Source organism: Pleurocapsa sp. PCC 7327, from assembly GCF_000317025.1.
Lineage (GTDB): Bacteria > Cyanobacteriota > Cyanobacteriia > Cyanobacteriales > Microcystaceae > Hydrococcus.
In genome coordinates, this window is record NC_019689.1 from 401,844 (window position 1) to 418,261 (window position 16,418).

The 16,418-nt window shown below is 45.0% G+C and carries 17 protein-coding genes and 1 pseudogene; 8 read left to right on the top strand and 10 right to left on the bottom strand.

The genetic code is table 11. The features are described from left to right. Positions 1-57: 57 nt before the first annotated feature. The 5 genes and pseudogenes from dnaK to PLE7327_RS24205 all read right to left on the bottom strand — a co-directional run bounded on the left by dnaK (position 58) and on the right by PLE7327_RS24205 (position 4,131). A complete protein-coding gene (gene dnaK, locus PLE7327_RS01700; protein ID WP_015142131.1) occupies positions 58-1,974 on the bottom strand; it encodes a molecular chaperone DnaK in 1,917 nt (638 codons plus the stop codon). A gap of 204 nt (positions 1,975-2,178) precedes the next feature. Beyond that, positions 2,179-2,532, bottom strand: coding sequence for a four helix bundle protein (locus tag PLE7327_RS01705; protein WP_015142132.1), 354 nt, complete (start codon positions 2,530-2,532; stop codon positions 2,179-2,181). Positions 2,533-2,575: 43 nt separating this feature from the next. After that, positions 2,576-2,803 (bottom strand): annotated as a pseudogene (locus PLE7327_RS26305) (DUF427 domain-containing protein); the annotation flags it as partial. 150 nt (positions 2,804-2,953) lie between these two features. Continuing rightward, positions 2,954-3,520, bottom strand: a complete 567-nt coding sequence (gene hemJ / locus PLE7327_RS01715) for a protoporphyrinogen oxidase HemJ (protein WP_015142134.1) — start codon at positions 3,518-3,520, stop codon at positions 2,954-2,956. Between the two features lie 401 nt (positions 3,521-3,921). Further along, positions 3,922-4,131 carry a hypothetical protein gene (locus PLE7327_RS24205; RefSeq protein ID WP_144266076.1) on the bottom strand — a complete coding sequence of 70 codons (210 nt, stop codon included), beginning with the start codon at positions 4,129-4,131 and terminating at the stop codon, positions 3,922-3,924. A gap of 98 nt (positions 4,132-4,229) precedes the next feature. Here PLE7327_RS24205 and cobW point away from each other — a divergent pair, with 98 nt between their 5' ends. Continuing rightward, on the top strand, positions 4,230-5,264 hold the full coding sequence (gene cobW / locus PLE7327_RS01720; RefSeq protein WP_015142135.1) for a cobalamin biosynthesis protein CobW: 1,035 nt from the start codon (positions 4,230-4,232) through the stop codon (positions 5,262-5,264). A 275-nt stretch (positions 5,265-5,539) separates the two neighbouring features. Beyond that, on the top strand, positions 5,540-6,142 hold the full coding sequence (lexA, locus tag PLE7327_RS01725) for a transcriptional repressor LexA (RefSeq protein ID WP_015142136.1): 603 nt from the start codon (positions 5,540-5,542) through the stop codon (positions 6,140-6,142). Positions 6,143-6,223: 81 nt separating this feature from the next. Here lexA and PLE7327_RS01730 read toward each other — a convergent pair whose 3' ends face one another. The 4 genes from PLE7327_RS01730 to PLE7327_RS01745 all read right to left on the bottom strand — a co-directional run bounded on the left by PLE7327_RS01730 (position 6,224) and on the right by PLE7327_RS01745 (position 9,337). Beyond that, a complete protein-coding gene (locus PLE7327_RS01730) occupies positions 6,224-7,351 on the bottom strand; it encodes a class I SAM-dependent RNA methyltransferase (RefSeq protein WP_015142137.1) in 1,128 nt (375 codons plus the stop codon). A 10-nt stretch (positions 7,352-7,361) separates the two neighbouring features. Then, positions 7,362-7,922, bottom strand: coding sequence for a 2'-5' RNA ligase family protein (locus PLE7327_RS01735; RefSeq protein WP_015142138.1), 561 nt, complete (start codon positions 7,920-7,922; stop codon positions 7,362-7,364). A gap of 72 nt (positions 7,923-7,994) precedes the next feature. After that, on the bottom strand, positions 7,995-8,456 hold the full coding sequence (locus tag PLE7327_RS01740) for a cupredoxin domain-containing protein (protein ID WP_015142139.1): 462 nt from the start codon (positions 8,454-8,456) through the stop codon (positions 7,995-7,997). Positions 8,457-8,464: 8 nt separating this feature from the next. Beyond that, positions 8,465-9,337 (bottom strand): S-methyl-5'-thioadenosine phosphorylase, encoded by an 873-nt coding sequence (locus tag PLE7327_RS01745; RefSeq protein WP_015142140.1) that lies wholly within the window; start codon positions 9,335-9,337, stop codon positions 8,465-8,467. A 492-nt stretch (positions 9,338-9,829) separates the two neighbouring features. On the opposite strand from PLE7327_RS01745, the gene PLE7327_RS01750 reads away from it, so the two are divergent. The 6 genes from PLE7327_RS01750 (at position 9,830) to PLE7327_RS01775 (ending at position 15,326) form a co-directional block, all read left to right on the top strand. Then, positions 9,830-10,891, top strand: a complete 1,062-nt coding sequence (locus PLE7327_RS01750) for an Mrp/NBP35 family ATP-binding protein (RefSeq protein WP_015142141.1) — start codon at positions 9,830-9,832, stop codon at positions 10,889-10,891. A 70-nt stretch (positions 10,892-10,961) separates the two neighbouring features. Continuing rightward, the gene (rodA, locus tag PLE7327_RS01755; RefSeq protein WP_015142142.1) at positions 10,962-12,215 is read left to right on the top strand and encodes a rod shape-determining protein RodA; all 1,254 of its coding nucleotides are present in this window, start codon (positions 10,962-10,964) and stop codon (positions 12,213-12,215) included. A 280-nt stretch (positions 12,216-12,495) separates the two neighbouring features. Next, on the top strand, positions 12,496-13,680 hold the full coding sequence (locus PLE7327_RS01760) for a transposase (protein ID WP_254658071.1): 1,185 nt from the start codon (positions 12,496-12,498) through the stop codon (positions 13,678-13,680). Between the two features lie 41 nt (positions 13,681-13,721). Next, positions 13,722-14,522: a Cof-type HAD-IIB family hydrolase gene (locus PLE7327_RS01765; protein ID WP_217523308.1), complete on the top strand. Its 801-nt coding sequence runs from the start codon at positions 13,722-13,724 to the stop codon at positions 14,520-14,522. 66 nt (positions 14,523-14,588) lie between these two features. Then, the gene (gene ndk / locus PLE7327_RS01770) at positions 14,589-15,038 is read left to right on the top strand and encodes a nucleoside-diphosphate kinase (RefSeq protein ID WP_015142144.1); all 450 of its coding nucleotides are present in this window, start codon (positions 14,589-14,591) and stop codon (positions 15,036-15,038) included. Between the two features lie 105 nt (positions 15,039-15,143). Further along, entirely contained in the window at positions 15,144-15,326 is a 183-nt protein-coding gene (locus PLE7327_RS01775) for a hypothetical protein (protein ID WP_015142145.1), read from the top strand. Here the strand turns inward: PLE7327_RS01775 and PLE7327_RS01780 are convergent. Beyond that, a complete protein-coding gene (locus tag PLE7327_RS01780; RefSeq protein WP_015142146.1) occupies positions 15,313-16,374 on the bottom strand; it encodes a patatin-like phospholipase family protein in 1,062 nt (353 codons plus the stop codon). The genes PLE7327_RS01775 and PLE7327_RS01780 overlap by 14 nt on opposite strands. Positions 16,375-16,418: the final 44 nt, after the last annotated feature.

Consider the following 16,418-nt stretch of genomic DNA (forward strand, 5'->3'; position numbering starts at 1 on the left):
GTATTTAGGAAGTCAGAGGAGGCTCCGTCGTTGCACGGCGGAGTATGTCTGACTTGGTTACTTAGTTTCTGAGAATTCAGCATCGATGACATCATCGCCGCCAGTCGAAGACCCCGTACCGGCGCCGCTAGTTCCGTCGGTGCTGTAGCCGCCGCTCGTTGCGCCGCCACCAGCTTGTTGATAGACGCTCGTACCGATGCTATAGAGGGTTTGTTGCAACTCAGGCATCAGAGTCTTGATCTTATCGTCATTGTCCTGAGCGATCGCCTCTTTGAGTTCTGCGATCAGCCCTTCTGCTTTGCTCTTATCGGCAGCAGCAACTTTGTCGCCGAGTTCTTTAAGTTGCTTGTCGGCTTGGTAGACCAAGGAATCGGCTTGGTTCTTGCGATCGATTCTCTCGCGACGCTCTCTGTCAGCTGCCGCATTCGCTTCGGCTTCCTTGACCATGCGATCGACTTCATCGCTAGGCAGGGTAGAAGCGCCCGTAATACTGATAGACTGTTCCTTGCCCGTGCCTTTATCCTTAGCAGTAACGTTGAGGATCCCGTTAGCGTCGATATCAAAGGTCACTTCGATTTGGGGTACGCCGCGAGGAGCGGGAGGAATTCCATCGAGGCGGAAGGTTCCCAAGCTCTTGTTATCTTTTGCCAATTGGCGCTCGCCCTGGAGAACGTGGATTTCCACGTTGGTTTGACCGTCAACGGCAGTCGAGAAGACTTCTGACTTCTTGGTAGGAATAGTTGTATTGCGGGGAATAATCGGAGTCATTACGCCGCCCAAAGTTTCCACGCCGAGAGACAGAGGAGTAACGTCTAACAGCAGGATATCTTTAACTTCACCTTTGAGAACGCCACCTTGAATCGCCGCACCAACGGCAACTACTTCGTCTGGGTTAACGCCTTGGTTTGGTTCTTTGCCCAGAAGTTTTTTAACCAATTCTTGAACGGCAGGAATGCGGGTAGAGCCTCCTACCAGGACGACTTCGTCGATCGCGTCTCTAACGATTTTGGCGTCGCGCAGCGCATTTTCTACGGGAATGCGGCAGCGATCGATGAGATCGGCGCATAGTTCTTCAAATTTCGCCCTAGTTAGGGTCATATCTAAGTGCTTGGGACCTTCTTGGGTTGCAGTGATAAAGGGCAGGTTGATTTCCGTCTGAGTAACGCTAGAAAGTTCGATTTTTGCCTTTTCTGCCGCTTCGGTCAGGCGTTGTAGCGCTTGCTTGTCTTGACGCAGGTCGATGCCTTCAACTTTCTTAAATTCTTCTGCTAAATAATCAACGATTTTCTTGTCGAAGTCGTCGCCACCCAGGTGAGTATCGCCAGAAGTTGCTAGTACTTCAAAAACACCGTCGCCCACTTCCAGAATCGAAACATCGAACGTACCGCCGCCCAAGTCAAAAACAATGATCGTTTCGTTGCTCTTCTTGTCTAGACCATAAGCAAGCGATGCCGCCGTTGGCTCGTTAATAATCCGCAACACTTCCAAACCCGCGATTTTTCCAGCATCTTTGGTCGCTTGACGCTGGGAGTCGTTAAAGTACGCAGGCACGGTAATGACTGCCTGAGTGACGGGTTCGCCGAGATATTTGCTGGCATCTTCTACCAACTTGCGCAGCACTTGGGCAGAAATTTCTTCGGGGGCAAATTGTTTGCCTAGCGCCGGACAGTCTAGCTTAACGTTACCAGTACTATCTCTCAAGACTTTATAAGAAACTTCTGTAGCTTCATTAGTGATCTCGTCATATTTCCGTCCGATGAAGCGCTTGACGGAGTAAAAAGTATTTTGCGGATTCATTACCGCCTGACGCTTAGCAATTTGCCCCACCAAGCGATCGCCATTTTTGGCGTAAGCGACCACAGAGGGCGTTGTCCTAAATCCTTCGGCGTTGGCAATGACGGTTGGTTTTCCCCCTTCCATTACTGCGATACAAGAGTTTGTTGTTCCTAAGTCAATTCCAACAACTTTTCCCATGAGAGTGCTGCTCCGGTATAACTACTATAAGGACTACTAGAGGCTGAACTATATGCAGACCGATTTCTATATTTTTTATGGCGCAGTCACTTTAGTTCAGTTGCTCATCTTCATTTAATTTCTATGGTGCCGGAGCCAGTATATTTACGGTAGTGTAGTTTCCCGAACCTATTTGGACGGGTGTTGGCAAGGAAGGAGTAAAGATTATTCTGATTTGTGTCTGGTGTTTTTGACGCAAGTGACTAAAATTGCAGTAAGTTCCTGAGCTTCGCCCATAAGAGAATTCAATTTTTCTGCTAAAACCATCCCAGATTCAATCAAAAGCTCTAACCAATAAACGGTTTCTTCCAGTTCTTGTAGTCCTACTTCAATTTTGCTAATGTAATCTGCATCAGAACGACTTCGGTAAGCTTCTCGATAATGTGCTCCTACAGAAGTTCCAGAACGCAAAATTTGCTTTCCGATCGCTTGCGCTTCAGTTGATTTGGGCAAAGCCGAATAAAGCTTAATAATTCGTAAAGCAAACTGTTTTGTCCTTTTTCTCAAATCTTGTCTCAACTTTTCTCCTCCGTCCTCCGCCCTCCGCCCTCATCCCTTCCCTTTACGATCGCCAACTGCCAGCGCTACCTTTGAAGGGTCCTACAATATCGCTTGTAATCCAACCGCCGTAAAAATCTCCTGGTTGTGGCGTTACTTGTTCTCCATCAACGTAACAAGCATCCATGGGACTGGGATAGAAGGCAACATAGCCTTTCAGAGACGCAAAAGCAGGCGTAGGATTGGGATAATACCAAGCAGCATTAACTGCCTGTTTGTCGCCAACAACAACTTTAAGGATTGTATGTCTCGTTACTATCTCCATCGATAATTTTAAAGGTAAGCTATTAGTAATGCGGCTTAGTAGCGATCGCATATGAAATGATTTTTCACCTCCGTTCGGTAGGGGACAGTTTGTCAACAGCCCCTACTCCTGTATTCTCTATTCTTGGGTGACTTGCATCAATCTTTCTTTGTCTTGTCTGCGCTTTTTGGCATAAAGCTGAATCGAGGCCGCCATTGCTATTACTAGCGCAACTATCAGCCAGGTAGTAGCATCCAAAGGAAGGTTGTTTTTGAAGACAGCAAGTAGGACAATAATTACTAACAAAACGGTAGGGGCTTCATTGAGGGCGCGAAACTGTTGCCCCGTCCACTTGCATTCATCCTTTTCTAGCTGCTTCATAATCCGCTTGCAGTAGTGATGATAAACGAGTAGAAGCCCAACAAAAGCTAGCTTGATATGTAGCCAACCCGATTTTAAAACCTCTGGCTCTGTCCAAATAAGTCCGAGCGCCATTGCTACCGTTACCAACATACCAGGCGTGGTAATAATATTGTAGAGGCGCTTCTCCATGATTTGATACTGATTTTTAAGAATGGTGCGGGCAGGTTCTGGCATCTCCGATGCTTCTGCATGATAGACGAACAAACGCACTAGATAGAATAACCCCGCAAACCAAACGACAACGCCAATCAAATGAAACGCTTTGAACCAGTAATAACTCATAAAATTTGTTTTCTAAAGTTGCTAGCCACTTTTAGTGAGTTTAAGGGGTCAATGGGAATTGCATCCCGCCCCTAAATAAAAATTTAAATAACTTATATCTTGCACCAGAACCAATAAACCTTAAAATCTCGCCAAAAAATAAAATTGAGAGATCGCAGCAGTTGCGTTAGTTGCCCCCGAAATTAATTTTCCCCTTTCCCCCAATCAACCAATTTGGTGTCTCATCTAACTGAAAAGTGCTATAAGACCATCTCTAAACAAGAATACTACAGATGCTTGAGGAAAAAGCCTTACACCCAGAGCTGCTGACTAATTGATAATTCGCAATTGAAATATAAAAACATAAAAACATTGAATTTCTAGCTAGAATCTATCTCTATTTCCCAATTGCGAACTGATAATTACCAATTGCGAATTGCTATAAGATGTTTTGCTTCGCGATCGCGACGCTCAACATGACATTCTATACTTGTAAAGTCCATCTTCATGGACTGAAATCTTGATAGAGTCGTCTTTAGACGACTTTCTGGATGAGGTAGCGATAGAACATCGCTGACTTGTGGGGTGAAGCATAGGTGCAAAATTTGAGAATAACCTTTGTTCTTTGTCATTGGTTCGCTAGTTACTCTTTAAGACAAAATAATGAATAACAAAGTAGTAAAATAGTCTCTGCGTGAGATTGAACCAATAAATTTATAAAACTATACTAATGCATAAAATTCCCGTTACCATCATTACTGGCTTCCTTGGTGCTGGCAAAACCACTCTCATTCGCCACTTACTGCAAAACAATCAAGGACGACGCATTGCTGTATTGGTCAATGAATTTGGCGAAGTGGGAATTGATGGGGAATTATTGCGAGATTGCCAAATTTGCGATGAACAAGACAATCCCACAGATAACATCGTCGAACTGACTAACGGTTGCTTATGCTGTACGGTACAAGAAGAATTCTACCCGACGATGCAGCAATTGCTCGAACGACGCGATCGCATCGATTGCATGTTAATCGAAACCTCTGGATTAGCGCTTCCCAAACCATTAGTACAAGCATTTCGATGGCAAGAAATTCGTAACGGTGCCACAGTCGATGGAGTGATAACGGTGGTCGATTGTCAGGCTGTGGCTGCTGGAACGTTAGTCGGGGATCTGGAGGCACTAGAAGCGCAACGACAAGCCGATCCTAACTTGGAACACGAAACCCCGATTGAAGAATTATTTGAAGATCAATTAGCCTGCGCGGATCTCGTCTTGCTGACGAAAACCGATTTAGTCGATGAACCAACTTTATCTAAGGTACAAGCTTGGTTGCACAAAGAATTGCGATCGGGGGTAAAAGTTGTTGCTTGTCAAGAAGGAAAAATTAAGCCAGATGTTTTGTTAGGTTTTAATGCGGCAGTTGAAGATAATTTAGCAAGTCGTCCCAGCCATCACGACTCTGAAGAAGAACACGACCATGACGATGAGATTAATTCAATTCAATTAATTAGCGATCGCGCTTTCGAGCCAACCTTGCTCATTAAAAAGTTAAAAACTATCGTCGAAACAGAAGAAATTTATCGAATTAAAGGCTTTGTCAATGTTGCCAATAAACCCATGCGAATGGTATTACAAGGAGTCGGCGATCGCTTTGATTCTTTTTACGATCGCCCTTGGAAAAGGGACGAATTCCGCCAGACTAAATTAGTATTTATCGGTCGTTCTCTCAAACAAGAGCAACTCGAAGCAGCTATTTATAGTTAATCTTCTGCGATCGTAAGCTCGGCCTGTTTCGCCTAATAAATTTTTAATTGAATAACGTCAGTTCAATGTGAACCCGATTAACAGCACTGGCAGAGTGCTGATAGCGCTCGCTAAGGAGGTCGCCTTGAGTTTAAGATTAAATTCAAAATTTTCAATCGATTGTTAATAAGATCTATATTGATTTAGTACTGATGTTCTAAAATAGACACAGTTCGGCTAAGAAAATCTACTGAAGCTGACTGTAATTTCGGAACTTATTGGTTTGGTATTGTCTTATGGAACCTCTCACACAAGCTCAACAAGAACTCTATGACTGGCTAGTAGAATACATTACTAGCACCCAACACGCCCCCTCAATTCGACAAATGATGCGGGCGATGAATTTGCGATCGCCAGCCCCAATTCAAAGCCGTTTAGAGCGTTTGCGCACCAAAGGCTATATTGATTGGACGGAAGGAAAAGCTCGCACGATTCGCATCCTCCATCGTCCCTCTCAAGGTATACCCGTTTTAGGGGCAATCGCTGCTGGAGGATTAGTAGAACCTTTCACTGAAGTGCAAGAAAAATTGGATTTATCTAGCGTATTTGGGCATCCCAATTGTTTTGCTTTGCGGGTTGTTGGAGACAGTATGATTGAAGATTCAATCGTCGAAGGAGATCTGGCGATTATGCGTTCTGTTTCTCCTCATGAAACTATCAAAAATGGGGAAATTGTTGCAGCTAGAGTTGAAGGAGTTGGCACGACTTTGAAGCGTTTTTATCAACAGAAAGAAAAAATTACCCTCAAACCTTCTAATCGTAAATATTCGCCAATCCAAGTTTCAGCCGATCGAGTAGACGTCCAGGGAATCTTGATCGGTGTTTGGAGGGGATACTAATCAGTTGTCAGCGATCGGTATTTCGATCGCTGCTGACTGAATTTCTTGCAATTAGCAATTGTCAATTAGTTTAACCCCTTGCTAATACAATTCGTACTTTAATAACGTGCAAGGCAGGGAGCCATTATAGACGGGAATGCGCCGGGATGCTCTTAGTCCTACTTGCTTTGCCAACTCTTTATTCCCTGTCAAAACATATGCCGTCCATCCTTGAAAACGCTGTTTGAATATATCTCCCAATAATTTGTAAAATCCTCCTAATTCTTGAATATCTCCTATTCGCTTTCCATAGGGAGGATTACAAATAATCATTCCACTCTTTGCTGGTGCTTCAATTTCAGACAAGTCTTTTTGAGTCAATTGAATATGTTTTTCTATGCCACAAGATTGGGCATTAATGCAAGCTTGTTGTAAAATATCGGAATCGCGATCGCTCCCCAAAATTGGGGCTAAAAGTTCGGATAATTGGCGTTCTTTCGCTTCTGTTAAAATTTTCTCCCAAAGAGCGCGATCGAAATCTTTCCAAGTCTGAAATCCAAATTGCTTTCGATACAATCCAGGGGCAATATTTAAACTTTTTAATGCTGCTTCGATTGGTAAAATTCCCGAACCACATAAAGGATCTAAAAAGGGAATATTCGGCTTCCACTCTGCTATTTCTAATAGTGCAGCCGCCAATGTTTCTTTTAAGGGAGCTATTCCCATTGCTGGACGATAGCCGCGACGATGCAAACTCGAACCCGAACTATCTAAACTTAAAAGACAGCGATCGCCTTCGATGTGAGCGTTAATTAATACATCAGGATTTTCTATATTAATATTAGAACGCTTTCCTATTTGTTTGCGCTGGCGATCGACGATAGCATTTTTAATTTGGAGTGCGGTAAAGTAAGTATGATTGAGATTTTTATTTCCTCCAGTACAGACAACTGCAAAAGTGTCTTGAGTCTGAAGATATTCTTCCCAATCTAGCTTGTATACATTTCTATATAATTGCTCTGCGTTATAGCTTTTTACCTCATAAATAGGCATCAATACTCGAAAAATAACTCTCGACCAAAGATTAACTCTGTAGAGTAGGGCGTTATCTCCTCTAAAATGCACGCCAGTAAAATCGGTACGAATGTCTATTGCTCCCAAATTTTCTAATTCTTTTGCAGCAATTTCTTCTAATCCACGAGCAACTTTAGCAAAGTAATTCTTAGTCATTAGTCATTGGTTATGCTTGATTAGTAAACAGAAATTCTTTACTTATCTCCCAGCATTTTCCATTATGAATTAGTAAAGTTAACTGAGAAATGAGAAATTCAAAATGTACTTTTTGTTGCTTACATTCATCCCAAGCTTTATAAAAATTTGGCTTAGTCAGATCGCGATAAGCAACTGTTAAATGAGGAGCAAAGGGACGATTTTTAAACTTCTCATCAACAATTCCTAACGACGATTCTAGATAGTCCATTAAAGCTTTTTGTACTGCCAAAAGTTCTGGTGTTTTCAAGACATTAATAAAAATCACGCGAGGTTTAAATGCCGCAAAACCATCGAGAATCATTGGAATGGGAGCTTGCGTTCGGGCAAATTCTGTTAATATTTGTTCTAATTTTGGGAAATCCTGCATTTCCCATTCAAAAGGAGGCTGTAACGTAATGTGAGGTGGTGATTTCTGTGCGGCACGGCTGTTGTAAACTTCTGCAAAGTGCTGCTGAATTTTTCTGGTATATTGTTGTATTTCGTGGGGAGGTAACAAAGCAATAAAAAATCGTCGTTTAAATTGAACCATGCAAAAACTCCTGGTAATAAATTGAACCTCCGCATGTTCTTTTTAATCCTTTAATAGAGAAATATTTATAGCTCACTGATTATTAGCAATTGCGATCGTTCCGGTCATTCCCGCCTCGGCGTGTCCGGGAATAGAACAATAGAGTTTATAGGTTCCCGGTTTTTCGGGAACTAATACCCATTCAGCTTCTGCGCCCGGTTTTAATTCTAGTTCGTGAATGGCTCCCTTGATTTCTACTTTGCCTGCTTCTACTTTTTGCGTCCAACTCGCATCGGCAAAATCTTTGGCAGTGAAATAATGTTTTGTGGGGCTGGGGTTGTCTAATACGAGTTTATATTTTTGTCCCGCCATAAATTTGAGATCGCTGGGAAAAAACTTTAATTCGCCCGCACTATTTCCCAAGCTAATCTTAACTTCAGTAACCGATCGCGCAGCTAAAGATGGTGCGGTTACAATCGTCGTCCAGCAGAAAATTACCCCCAAAGTAACGGCGAGAAATCGCCCCAAGAAACCAAGTTTTTTAAACGGCATCATGACTTCACCTACAAATATTTCTGTAACAATAATGATAATTTTTCTTTCGTCGGCGCTGGCACTTTGTCGAGAGGCGTAAGAATGGCATACTTGAGGGCAGAATGTGCCGCAGAGGTTGGCGGATTTTCGCTCAAACGCCTTACCGTTTCTTGGATGACTTTTTGGGCATTGATGGCATTGCGATGCAAATTGCCGATGACCATCTCTACCGTCACGTGGTCGTGGTCTGGATGCCAACAATCGTAATCGGTGACTAAGGCTAGAGTAGCATAGGCAATTTCTGCTTCTCTAGCGAGTTTGGCTTCCTGCAAATTGGTCATTCCAATAACCGTCGCGCCCCAGCTACGATATAGATTAGATTCGGCTTTGGTAGAAAAGGCGGGTCCTTCCATGCAGAGGTAAGTTCCGCCGCGATGGAGGGCAACATCTGGCAAATTCAAACTTGCTACTGCATCCGCTAAGACTTTGGCTAGATTGGGGCACACGGGGTCGCCAAAGGCAATGTGAGCGACAATTCCATCGCCAAAAAAGGTAGAAATTCGGTTTTTCGTGCGATCGATGAATTGATCGGGAACCACCAGATCTAATGGTTTGACTTCTTCTTTGAGAGAACCGACGGCTGAAGCAGAGATAATATATTCTACCCCCAGCTTTTTCATGGCATAAATATTCGCCCGAAAAGGTAATTCTGTCGGCAACAGGTGATGATTGCGTCCGTGACGCGCCAGAAAAGCAACGGTTGTTCCTTCTAAGTTGCCAACGATAAACGCATCCGAAGGCGAACCAAAAGGAGTGGAGACTGTCACTTCTTTTACATCTTTAAGGGCATCCATTTTATAAAGACCGCTACCGCCGATGATGCCAATTTTTACCTGTGTCATAATGTTATGTTCGGGTTTGGTTTAGTGCGATGCATAGTTATTGTATCGATAAATTTACGCTTCGATTTTTCTAATTTTTTCAACTGTTGCTCGATCGAGTAATATAATCTTCTATTCCTTAAGTTTTTTTTCTTTCACATATCGATCGCGTTAGTAATTTTACTATTCATTTTTCTTGGAATTTAACGATTAAACTTCTCGTTAGTCCGTCGTCTTGACATTGATTTTTATGATTGATACCCATAGCATTATTTCTAACCCAAAACCATGGGGCTATTTTCTAATCCAGCTTGCCCTAGAGTTTGGAAAAATAATTTATTCAGTTTTGCCTTGGTGATTTTGTAAAAAACTGAGAAGAAAACTATCAGGATAAAAATCAATCATGCGATCGCAACTCCCGCCTATAGGTTCTATGTTTTAATATAAATTCAAAGAACGCTTTTTTAAAACAATATCTGCTGTAGTCGCAGGCAGAGGAGAACCCTTTTAATTATGCTGGATACTAAATCGGTTTTAGAAGTATTACGCCCCGTACAAGACCCCGAACTGCGAAAGAGTTTGGTAGAGTTGAATATGATCCGCAATGTTCAAATCGACGGGGGAGAGGTCAGTTTTACGCTCGTTTTAACTACTCCTGCCTGTCCGTTGCGAGAGTTTATCGTCGAAGATTGTCAAAAAGCTGTCAAGCAGCTACCTGGGGTTAAAGATGTAAAAGTAGAAGTCACCGCAGAAACGCCCCAACAGAAATCGTTGCCAGATCGCCAGACCGTCCCCGGCATAAAAAATATTATCGCCATCTCTAGCGGTAAAGGCGGCGTTGGCAAAAGCACGGTAGCAGTAAACGTAGCCGTTGCCCTCGCCCAAGCAGGCGCAAAAGTCGGTCTTTTGGATGCAGATATTTACGGACCAAACGCGCCCACCATGTTAGGATTAGCTAACGCGCAAGTGATGGTACAGAAAGGCTCCCAAGGAGACGTATTAGAACCTGCCTTTAACTACGGCGTGAAGATGGTATCCATGGGTTTTTTGATCGACCCCGATCAGCCCGTCATTTGGCGCGGTCCCATGCTCAACGGCATTATCCGCCAGTTTCTCTACCAGGTAGACTGGGGCGATCTCGATTATCTGATTGTCGATATGCCACCAGGGACGGGAGATGCCCAGCTAACACTCGTTCAAGCCGTGCCTATGGCGGGAGCAGTTATCGTCACGACTCCCCAAACCGTCTCTCTGTTAGATGCTCGTCGCGGTTTAAAAATGTTCCAGCAATTGGGCGTAAACGTTCTGGGAATTGTCGAAAATATGAGCTACTTCATCCCGCCAGACATGCCCGATCGCAGCTACGATCTATTTGGCTCTGGCGGCGGAGAAAAAGCCTCGAAAGAATTAAGCGTGCCTCTGTTGGGTTGCATTCCCCTAGAAATTGCCTTGCGCGAAGGAGGCGATACGGGCGTTCCCATCGTTATGGAAGCTCCCGACTCGGCTTCTGCCAAAGCGCTAACCGCGATCGCTCAACAAATTGCAGCTAAAGTCTCTATGGCAGCTTTTGCTTAAAATAAAGGAAAGAGGTAAAAGGCAAAAAATATTTTTTACTTTTACCTTTTTCCCTTTTACTTTTTTGGCAATGTTACAAAAATCCCTAGCCAAAATTAACTGGAAGTTATGGCTTGCCTCCTGGTCGCAGATTGACTGGCTGCTATTAATCTTGGCAGTCGGTTTAACGGTCTTAGGAGGATTAGCGATTCAAACGACCCAAGTCCGCGAGGGAGCGGTAGATTGGTGGCAACACTGGCTGATAGGCGCGTTGGGGTTGAGCTTTACCCCGATCCTTGCCCGCTTGCGGTACGAAGGTTTGATCCAGTGGCATTGGGTAACTTATGCCATCACTAATCTCTCGCTATTAGCCGTAATTTTCATGGGCGTAGCGGCGAATGGAGCGCAGAGTTGGATTAATATTGGCAGTTTTAACGTACAACCCTCGGAATTTGCCAAAGTTGGCTTGATTATTACCCTAGCAGCCTTGCTGCACGAGCGTCCTGCCTCAACGCTGCCCGCCCTATTTCGCGTTCTGGCAGCTACAGCATTACCTTGGGTATTAATTATGCTGCAACCAGACTTGGGAACGGGCTTGGTTTTTGGGGCGATTACTCTGGGAATGCTCTACTGGGCAGATGCCAATCCCGGCTGGCTGGTTTTGATGCTGTCTCCCTTGGTTTCTGCGATTCTCTACAACGTCTTTTTCCCCGGCTGGTTAATCTGGGCGCTGGCAATGGGAATCATCGCTTGGTTGACGCTTCCGCTTAGATTCGTTGTAACTATTGGCGCGATCGCGGGCAATTTTGCGGCGGGAAAATTAAGCGGCATTCTCTGGGGACTCTTAAAGGACTATCAAAAAGACAGGCTGACGCTCTTTTTGCACCCGGAGAAAAATCCTTTGGGCGGCGGCTACCAACTGATTCAATCTCGAATCGCGATCGGTTCGGGAGAATTTTGGGGACGAGGACTCTACCAGGGAACGCAAACGCAACTGAATTTCATTCCCGAACAACATACCGACTTTATTTTTTCAGCGATTGGAGAACAATTGGGATTCATTGGTTGTATCGGCGTCCTAATTGCCTTTTGGTTAATCTGCTTTCGCTTGGTATACATTGCTTGCAATGCTAAAGAAAATTTTGGCTCTTTGCTAGCAATTGGAATGCTGTCAATGATTGCCTTCCAAGTCATTATCAATATCAGCATGACCGTAGGACTTGCTCCAATTACTGGTATTCCTCTCCCTTGGCTGAGTTACGGGCGATCGGCTCTCTTAACTAACTTCATTGCTTTGGGACTGGTGGAATCGGTGGCAAATTATCGACCGCGAAAGCGATTTTAACTTTTTAACTAATAAGGAGTTCGGGGAGCGATAAGTCCCGCGCTGTACCTGAAAGGTCAGAGTTGGGATACATGGACACAAGAGCGCTTGTCGATTCGGAGCGATGGCGATGGGACAAGCACTTACCAGCAACTATAGCTTATGGTAAACTATAGCGATGCTGACGATGAATTACACCTACCGAATCTATCCAGATGTCACTCAGCAAACTGAATTGCTTGAGTAGCTTGAAACGTGCAGAGGCGTGTATAACTACGCTTGGCGCCAACTCAAAGACTGGATGGCTTCGCGAGCTGGCTCTGTAGACAGGTGTTCGCTGGAGAAGGAATACATCATTCCCGCCGATGAACCGTTCCCGTCCTATCATCGTCAGCAAAACAATCTGCTCAAAGCCAAGAAGCAATTCCCGCATTTGGGCAAGGTGCATTCTCAGGTATGGCAAACTACGATTCGTAGATTGCACCACACATGGGAAGCCTTTTTGAAACGGGGACATGGTTTCCCACGTTTCAAAAAGTTCGGTCAGTTCAAATCCTTTGTGTTTCCCCAGTTCAAGGACAATCCCATCAACGGCTTCACCATCAAGCTGCCGAAGATAGGAGAAGTGCCCATCAACCTGCATCGTCCTATTCCCTATGGCTTCAGGGTGAATCAGGTCAGGGTGTTGTCCAAGGTGAGTGGAATACAATGGTATGTAGTCGTCACCATTGAATCGGATGTATCGGTTCCCGATGCCCCGGTTCATGGTCGGGCTATCGGGATTGACCTTGGGTTGGAGCGATTCTTGACGGTTTCGGATGGCAGCTTCCGGGATCGCCCTAAGTTTTTCAAGTCGATGCAAAGCCAGCTGAAATTGCTGCAACGCTCTTCGGCACGAAAACAAAAAGGTTCTCAGAACTGGGAGAAAGCGCAAACGAAAGTAGCTAGAATGCATCACCGTATTGCTAACCGTCGCAAAGACTTCCACCTGAAAACGGCACATCAGCTTTGCGACCAGGCGCCAACCATCTTTGCAGAAGACCTCAGCGCTAAGGGTCTGACGCGAGGAATGTTGCGAAAAGATTGTGTAGATGCCGCCTTTGGACAATTCCTCTCTCTGATAGAATGGGTATGCTGGAAGCGTGGGGTGTACTTTGCCAAAGTCAATCCCAACGGCACCAGTCAAGTCTGTCCCCACTGCTTGGCGACTGTCAGCAAAGGATTGGAAATCAGAGAGCATCATTGCCTTGAGTGTGGATATCAGACTCATCGCGACCATGCAGCAGCAGAGATGGTATGGCGTCGTGGACTAGAGAATGTAGTAGCCCAGGGACTCTGGGGAACGGAAACAGCCTGTCAAGTCGGTCTGTCGGGGGTATATGACCTAGATAAGTGGCGTGGGGCAGGAATGCCTAACTGTGAGGTTGGGAGAGCTATCGCTGTACCCGTAGGGTCAGCGTCGGGAGGATGTCACGCGATATCCTAAAAGCTGTAGTCAAACTGGGGTAGGCATTGGATATTCGCTTATTGGTTCTTGATATTGATGGGACGATCTCCGGTCGCTCTAACGAGATTAGCCAACCCGTCAAACAGGCAATTCAAGCCGTTCAAACTCAAGGAATTCAGGTGGCACTTGCTACTGGTCGGATGTTTCGCTCGGCAATGCGATTTCATAGTTGCATTGGCTCCCAATTGCCGCTGCTTGCCTACAATGGGGCTTGGATTCAAGATCCGTTTACGGGAGAGATGCATCAACATTTACCCGTTGCACCAGTCCTAGCACGGCAGTTGTTAGACGAGCTAGAACAACCCGAATTGATAGACCGCCTTGGCATTCATTTTTACATTGGCGATTGCCTTTACGTCCGGCAAATTACTGCTATCACAGAAAATTATGCCCAACGATCTGGGATCGAGCCAATTGCCGTTGGCGATCTCCGCTCCATTGTAGACAAACATCCTACTAAAGTTTTGGCACTCAGTCGCGAAGTTTCCTTAATCGAAAAACTTTTGAGCCATTTACAACAGCGTTATGCTGCTAGCGAACTTTATCTAACCCAATCGACGATAAATTTTTTGGAAGCAACCCATCCCCATGCTAATAAAGGATCTGCCGTTCGTTATCTGAGCGAACAGATTTTGGGTTTGGAGGCAAAAAATGTTATGGCAGTTGGGGATAATTTTAATGACGCTCAAATGCTGCAATATGCTGGCACGAGCATAGCGATGGGAAACGCTCCCACAGCTTTACAGGAATTGGCGGATTGGGTTGCGCCTAGCGTAGAAGAAGATGGCGTAGCGGTTGCGATTGAAAAATTTCTTCTCTAGATTACAAAGTACCGATCTAGGTTAATCTGGGTTTTGAATCGATTTGTAAATGCGAAGGAGAGAACCGTGGAACGCACATTCATAATGGTCAAACCCGATGGCGTACAGCGCAATTTAGTTGGGGAAGTGATCCGGCGTTTTGAAGCTAAAGGCTTTACCCTAGTCGGACTAAAAATGATGAAAGTTTCGCGGGAACTTGCCGAACAACACTATGATGTCCACAGAGAAAGACCCTTTTTCGGCAGCTTAGTCGAGTTTATCTGTTCTGCCCCCGTAGTTGCCATGGTCTGGGAAGGCGATGGCGTTGTCGCTTCTGCTAGAAAACTGATTGGGGCAACGAATCCCCTAGCGTCCGAACCGGGAACGATTCGTGGCGATTTTGGAGTCAGTATCGGGCGCAACCTGATTCATGGTTCTGATGCGATTGAAACGGCACAGCGCGAAATCAGTCTCTGGTTTGCTCCAGAAGAATTGGTTAGCTGGGAACCTGCAAATAAATCTTGGCTCTATGAATAGTAGCAGTTGGCGAGCAAGTAACTGACGTAGAGACGCGATCGCATCGCGTCTTTACCAATTAAGAAAAATAGCCAGCAAAATTTTTAACAAAATCTTTAAGTCGAAATGAAAGCCAATCTTGATGAGTTGGAGACTGGATCGATTGAGCGGTGTCGCGTTCTGCGAGGGGCAACCCGAACTAATTCGCAAGTTTACTCATTCCTATTGGTAACCGGACAACCGCAATTAATTATGGGCGAGCGACTGGATTTGAGATCGGGAATTGGCGCAGTTGCTAAGATGGCATAGAAACAAGAATCGGTGTATGTTCGAGATTATACAAAAAGGCATCGGCTCGAACTCTTCCATGCTCCATCAGTTCGGTAATAAACTCACGAGATCGCTCTAGCTTGGAGGCATAGTCGAGGCTATTAGCGAATTGGTTATCCATGCTAATCCAGCGTATACTAATCTTCTTAAACAACCCGGCGTATTCGGGATTAAGATATCCTTGGTCGAGCCATTTATTGACGGCTTCCAAAAACCGGACTTCTTGGAACAGAGAGAGGTTGCCTGCCAATTCATTACGGCGATCGATAATCGATTGGGCGGTTGATGGTTCTTCGTCACAGGTTTTGGGATTAATCTGGACGATCCAAATTTCTTCAGGTCGTTCTTCAACGGTCGTTTGAATGAGTCCGCTAACGGGAGGATTTTCCGAAAATAAACCGTCCCAATAAGCTCCGTTGCCAATTCTGATGGCTCTAAAGATAGTAGGAATGCTCGCAGAAGCCATAATCGCTTCTACTGTAATTTCACCCTTGTCAGAGTCGAAGGTCTTGAATTCTCCTGAGAGAACATCGACTGCCCCTAGCAATAACCGAGGACTCGAAGGGACGACCAATTGCTCGAATTGGGCAAAGTCGATGTGGTTTTCCAAGAGCATTTTAAAGTCGAGGTATTCAGGGCGCGGAGAAATCGTTTCCAACCAATCGACGAACCATTGGGTTGAATAAGGGTTGGCTGCCAGGGCAGGTATCATGCCTCTGTCTTGCAGGCGCACTGTCGCAACGGTCAACGAATTGAGATATTTTTCCCAGGGCAGAATGGCGGAATTGTCCTCCCAGAACTTGACTAGCCAGTGGTCGGGCTTTTCCGAGGCTCCTTGGGCTAGCTTTAACAAGCCATACCAGACAGCAGTGGCGCAGATAGCACCGCCAGAGGTGCCGCTGAGTCCCACGATATTAAAATGCTCGTGTACGCCTCGTTCGAGAAGTCTTTTGAGCACTCCGGCAGTAAAGGCAGTATGACTGCCCCCACCCTGGCAGGCGATCGCAATCTTTTTCCGTTCATTCATGATTAACCTTGAGGATTTTAGAAGTTATCAAATTGCAACTGAAA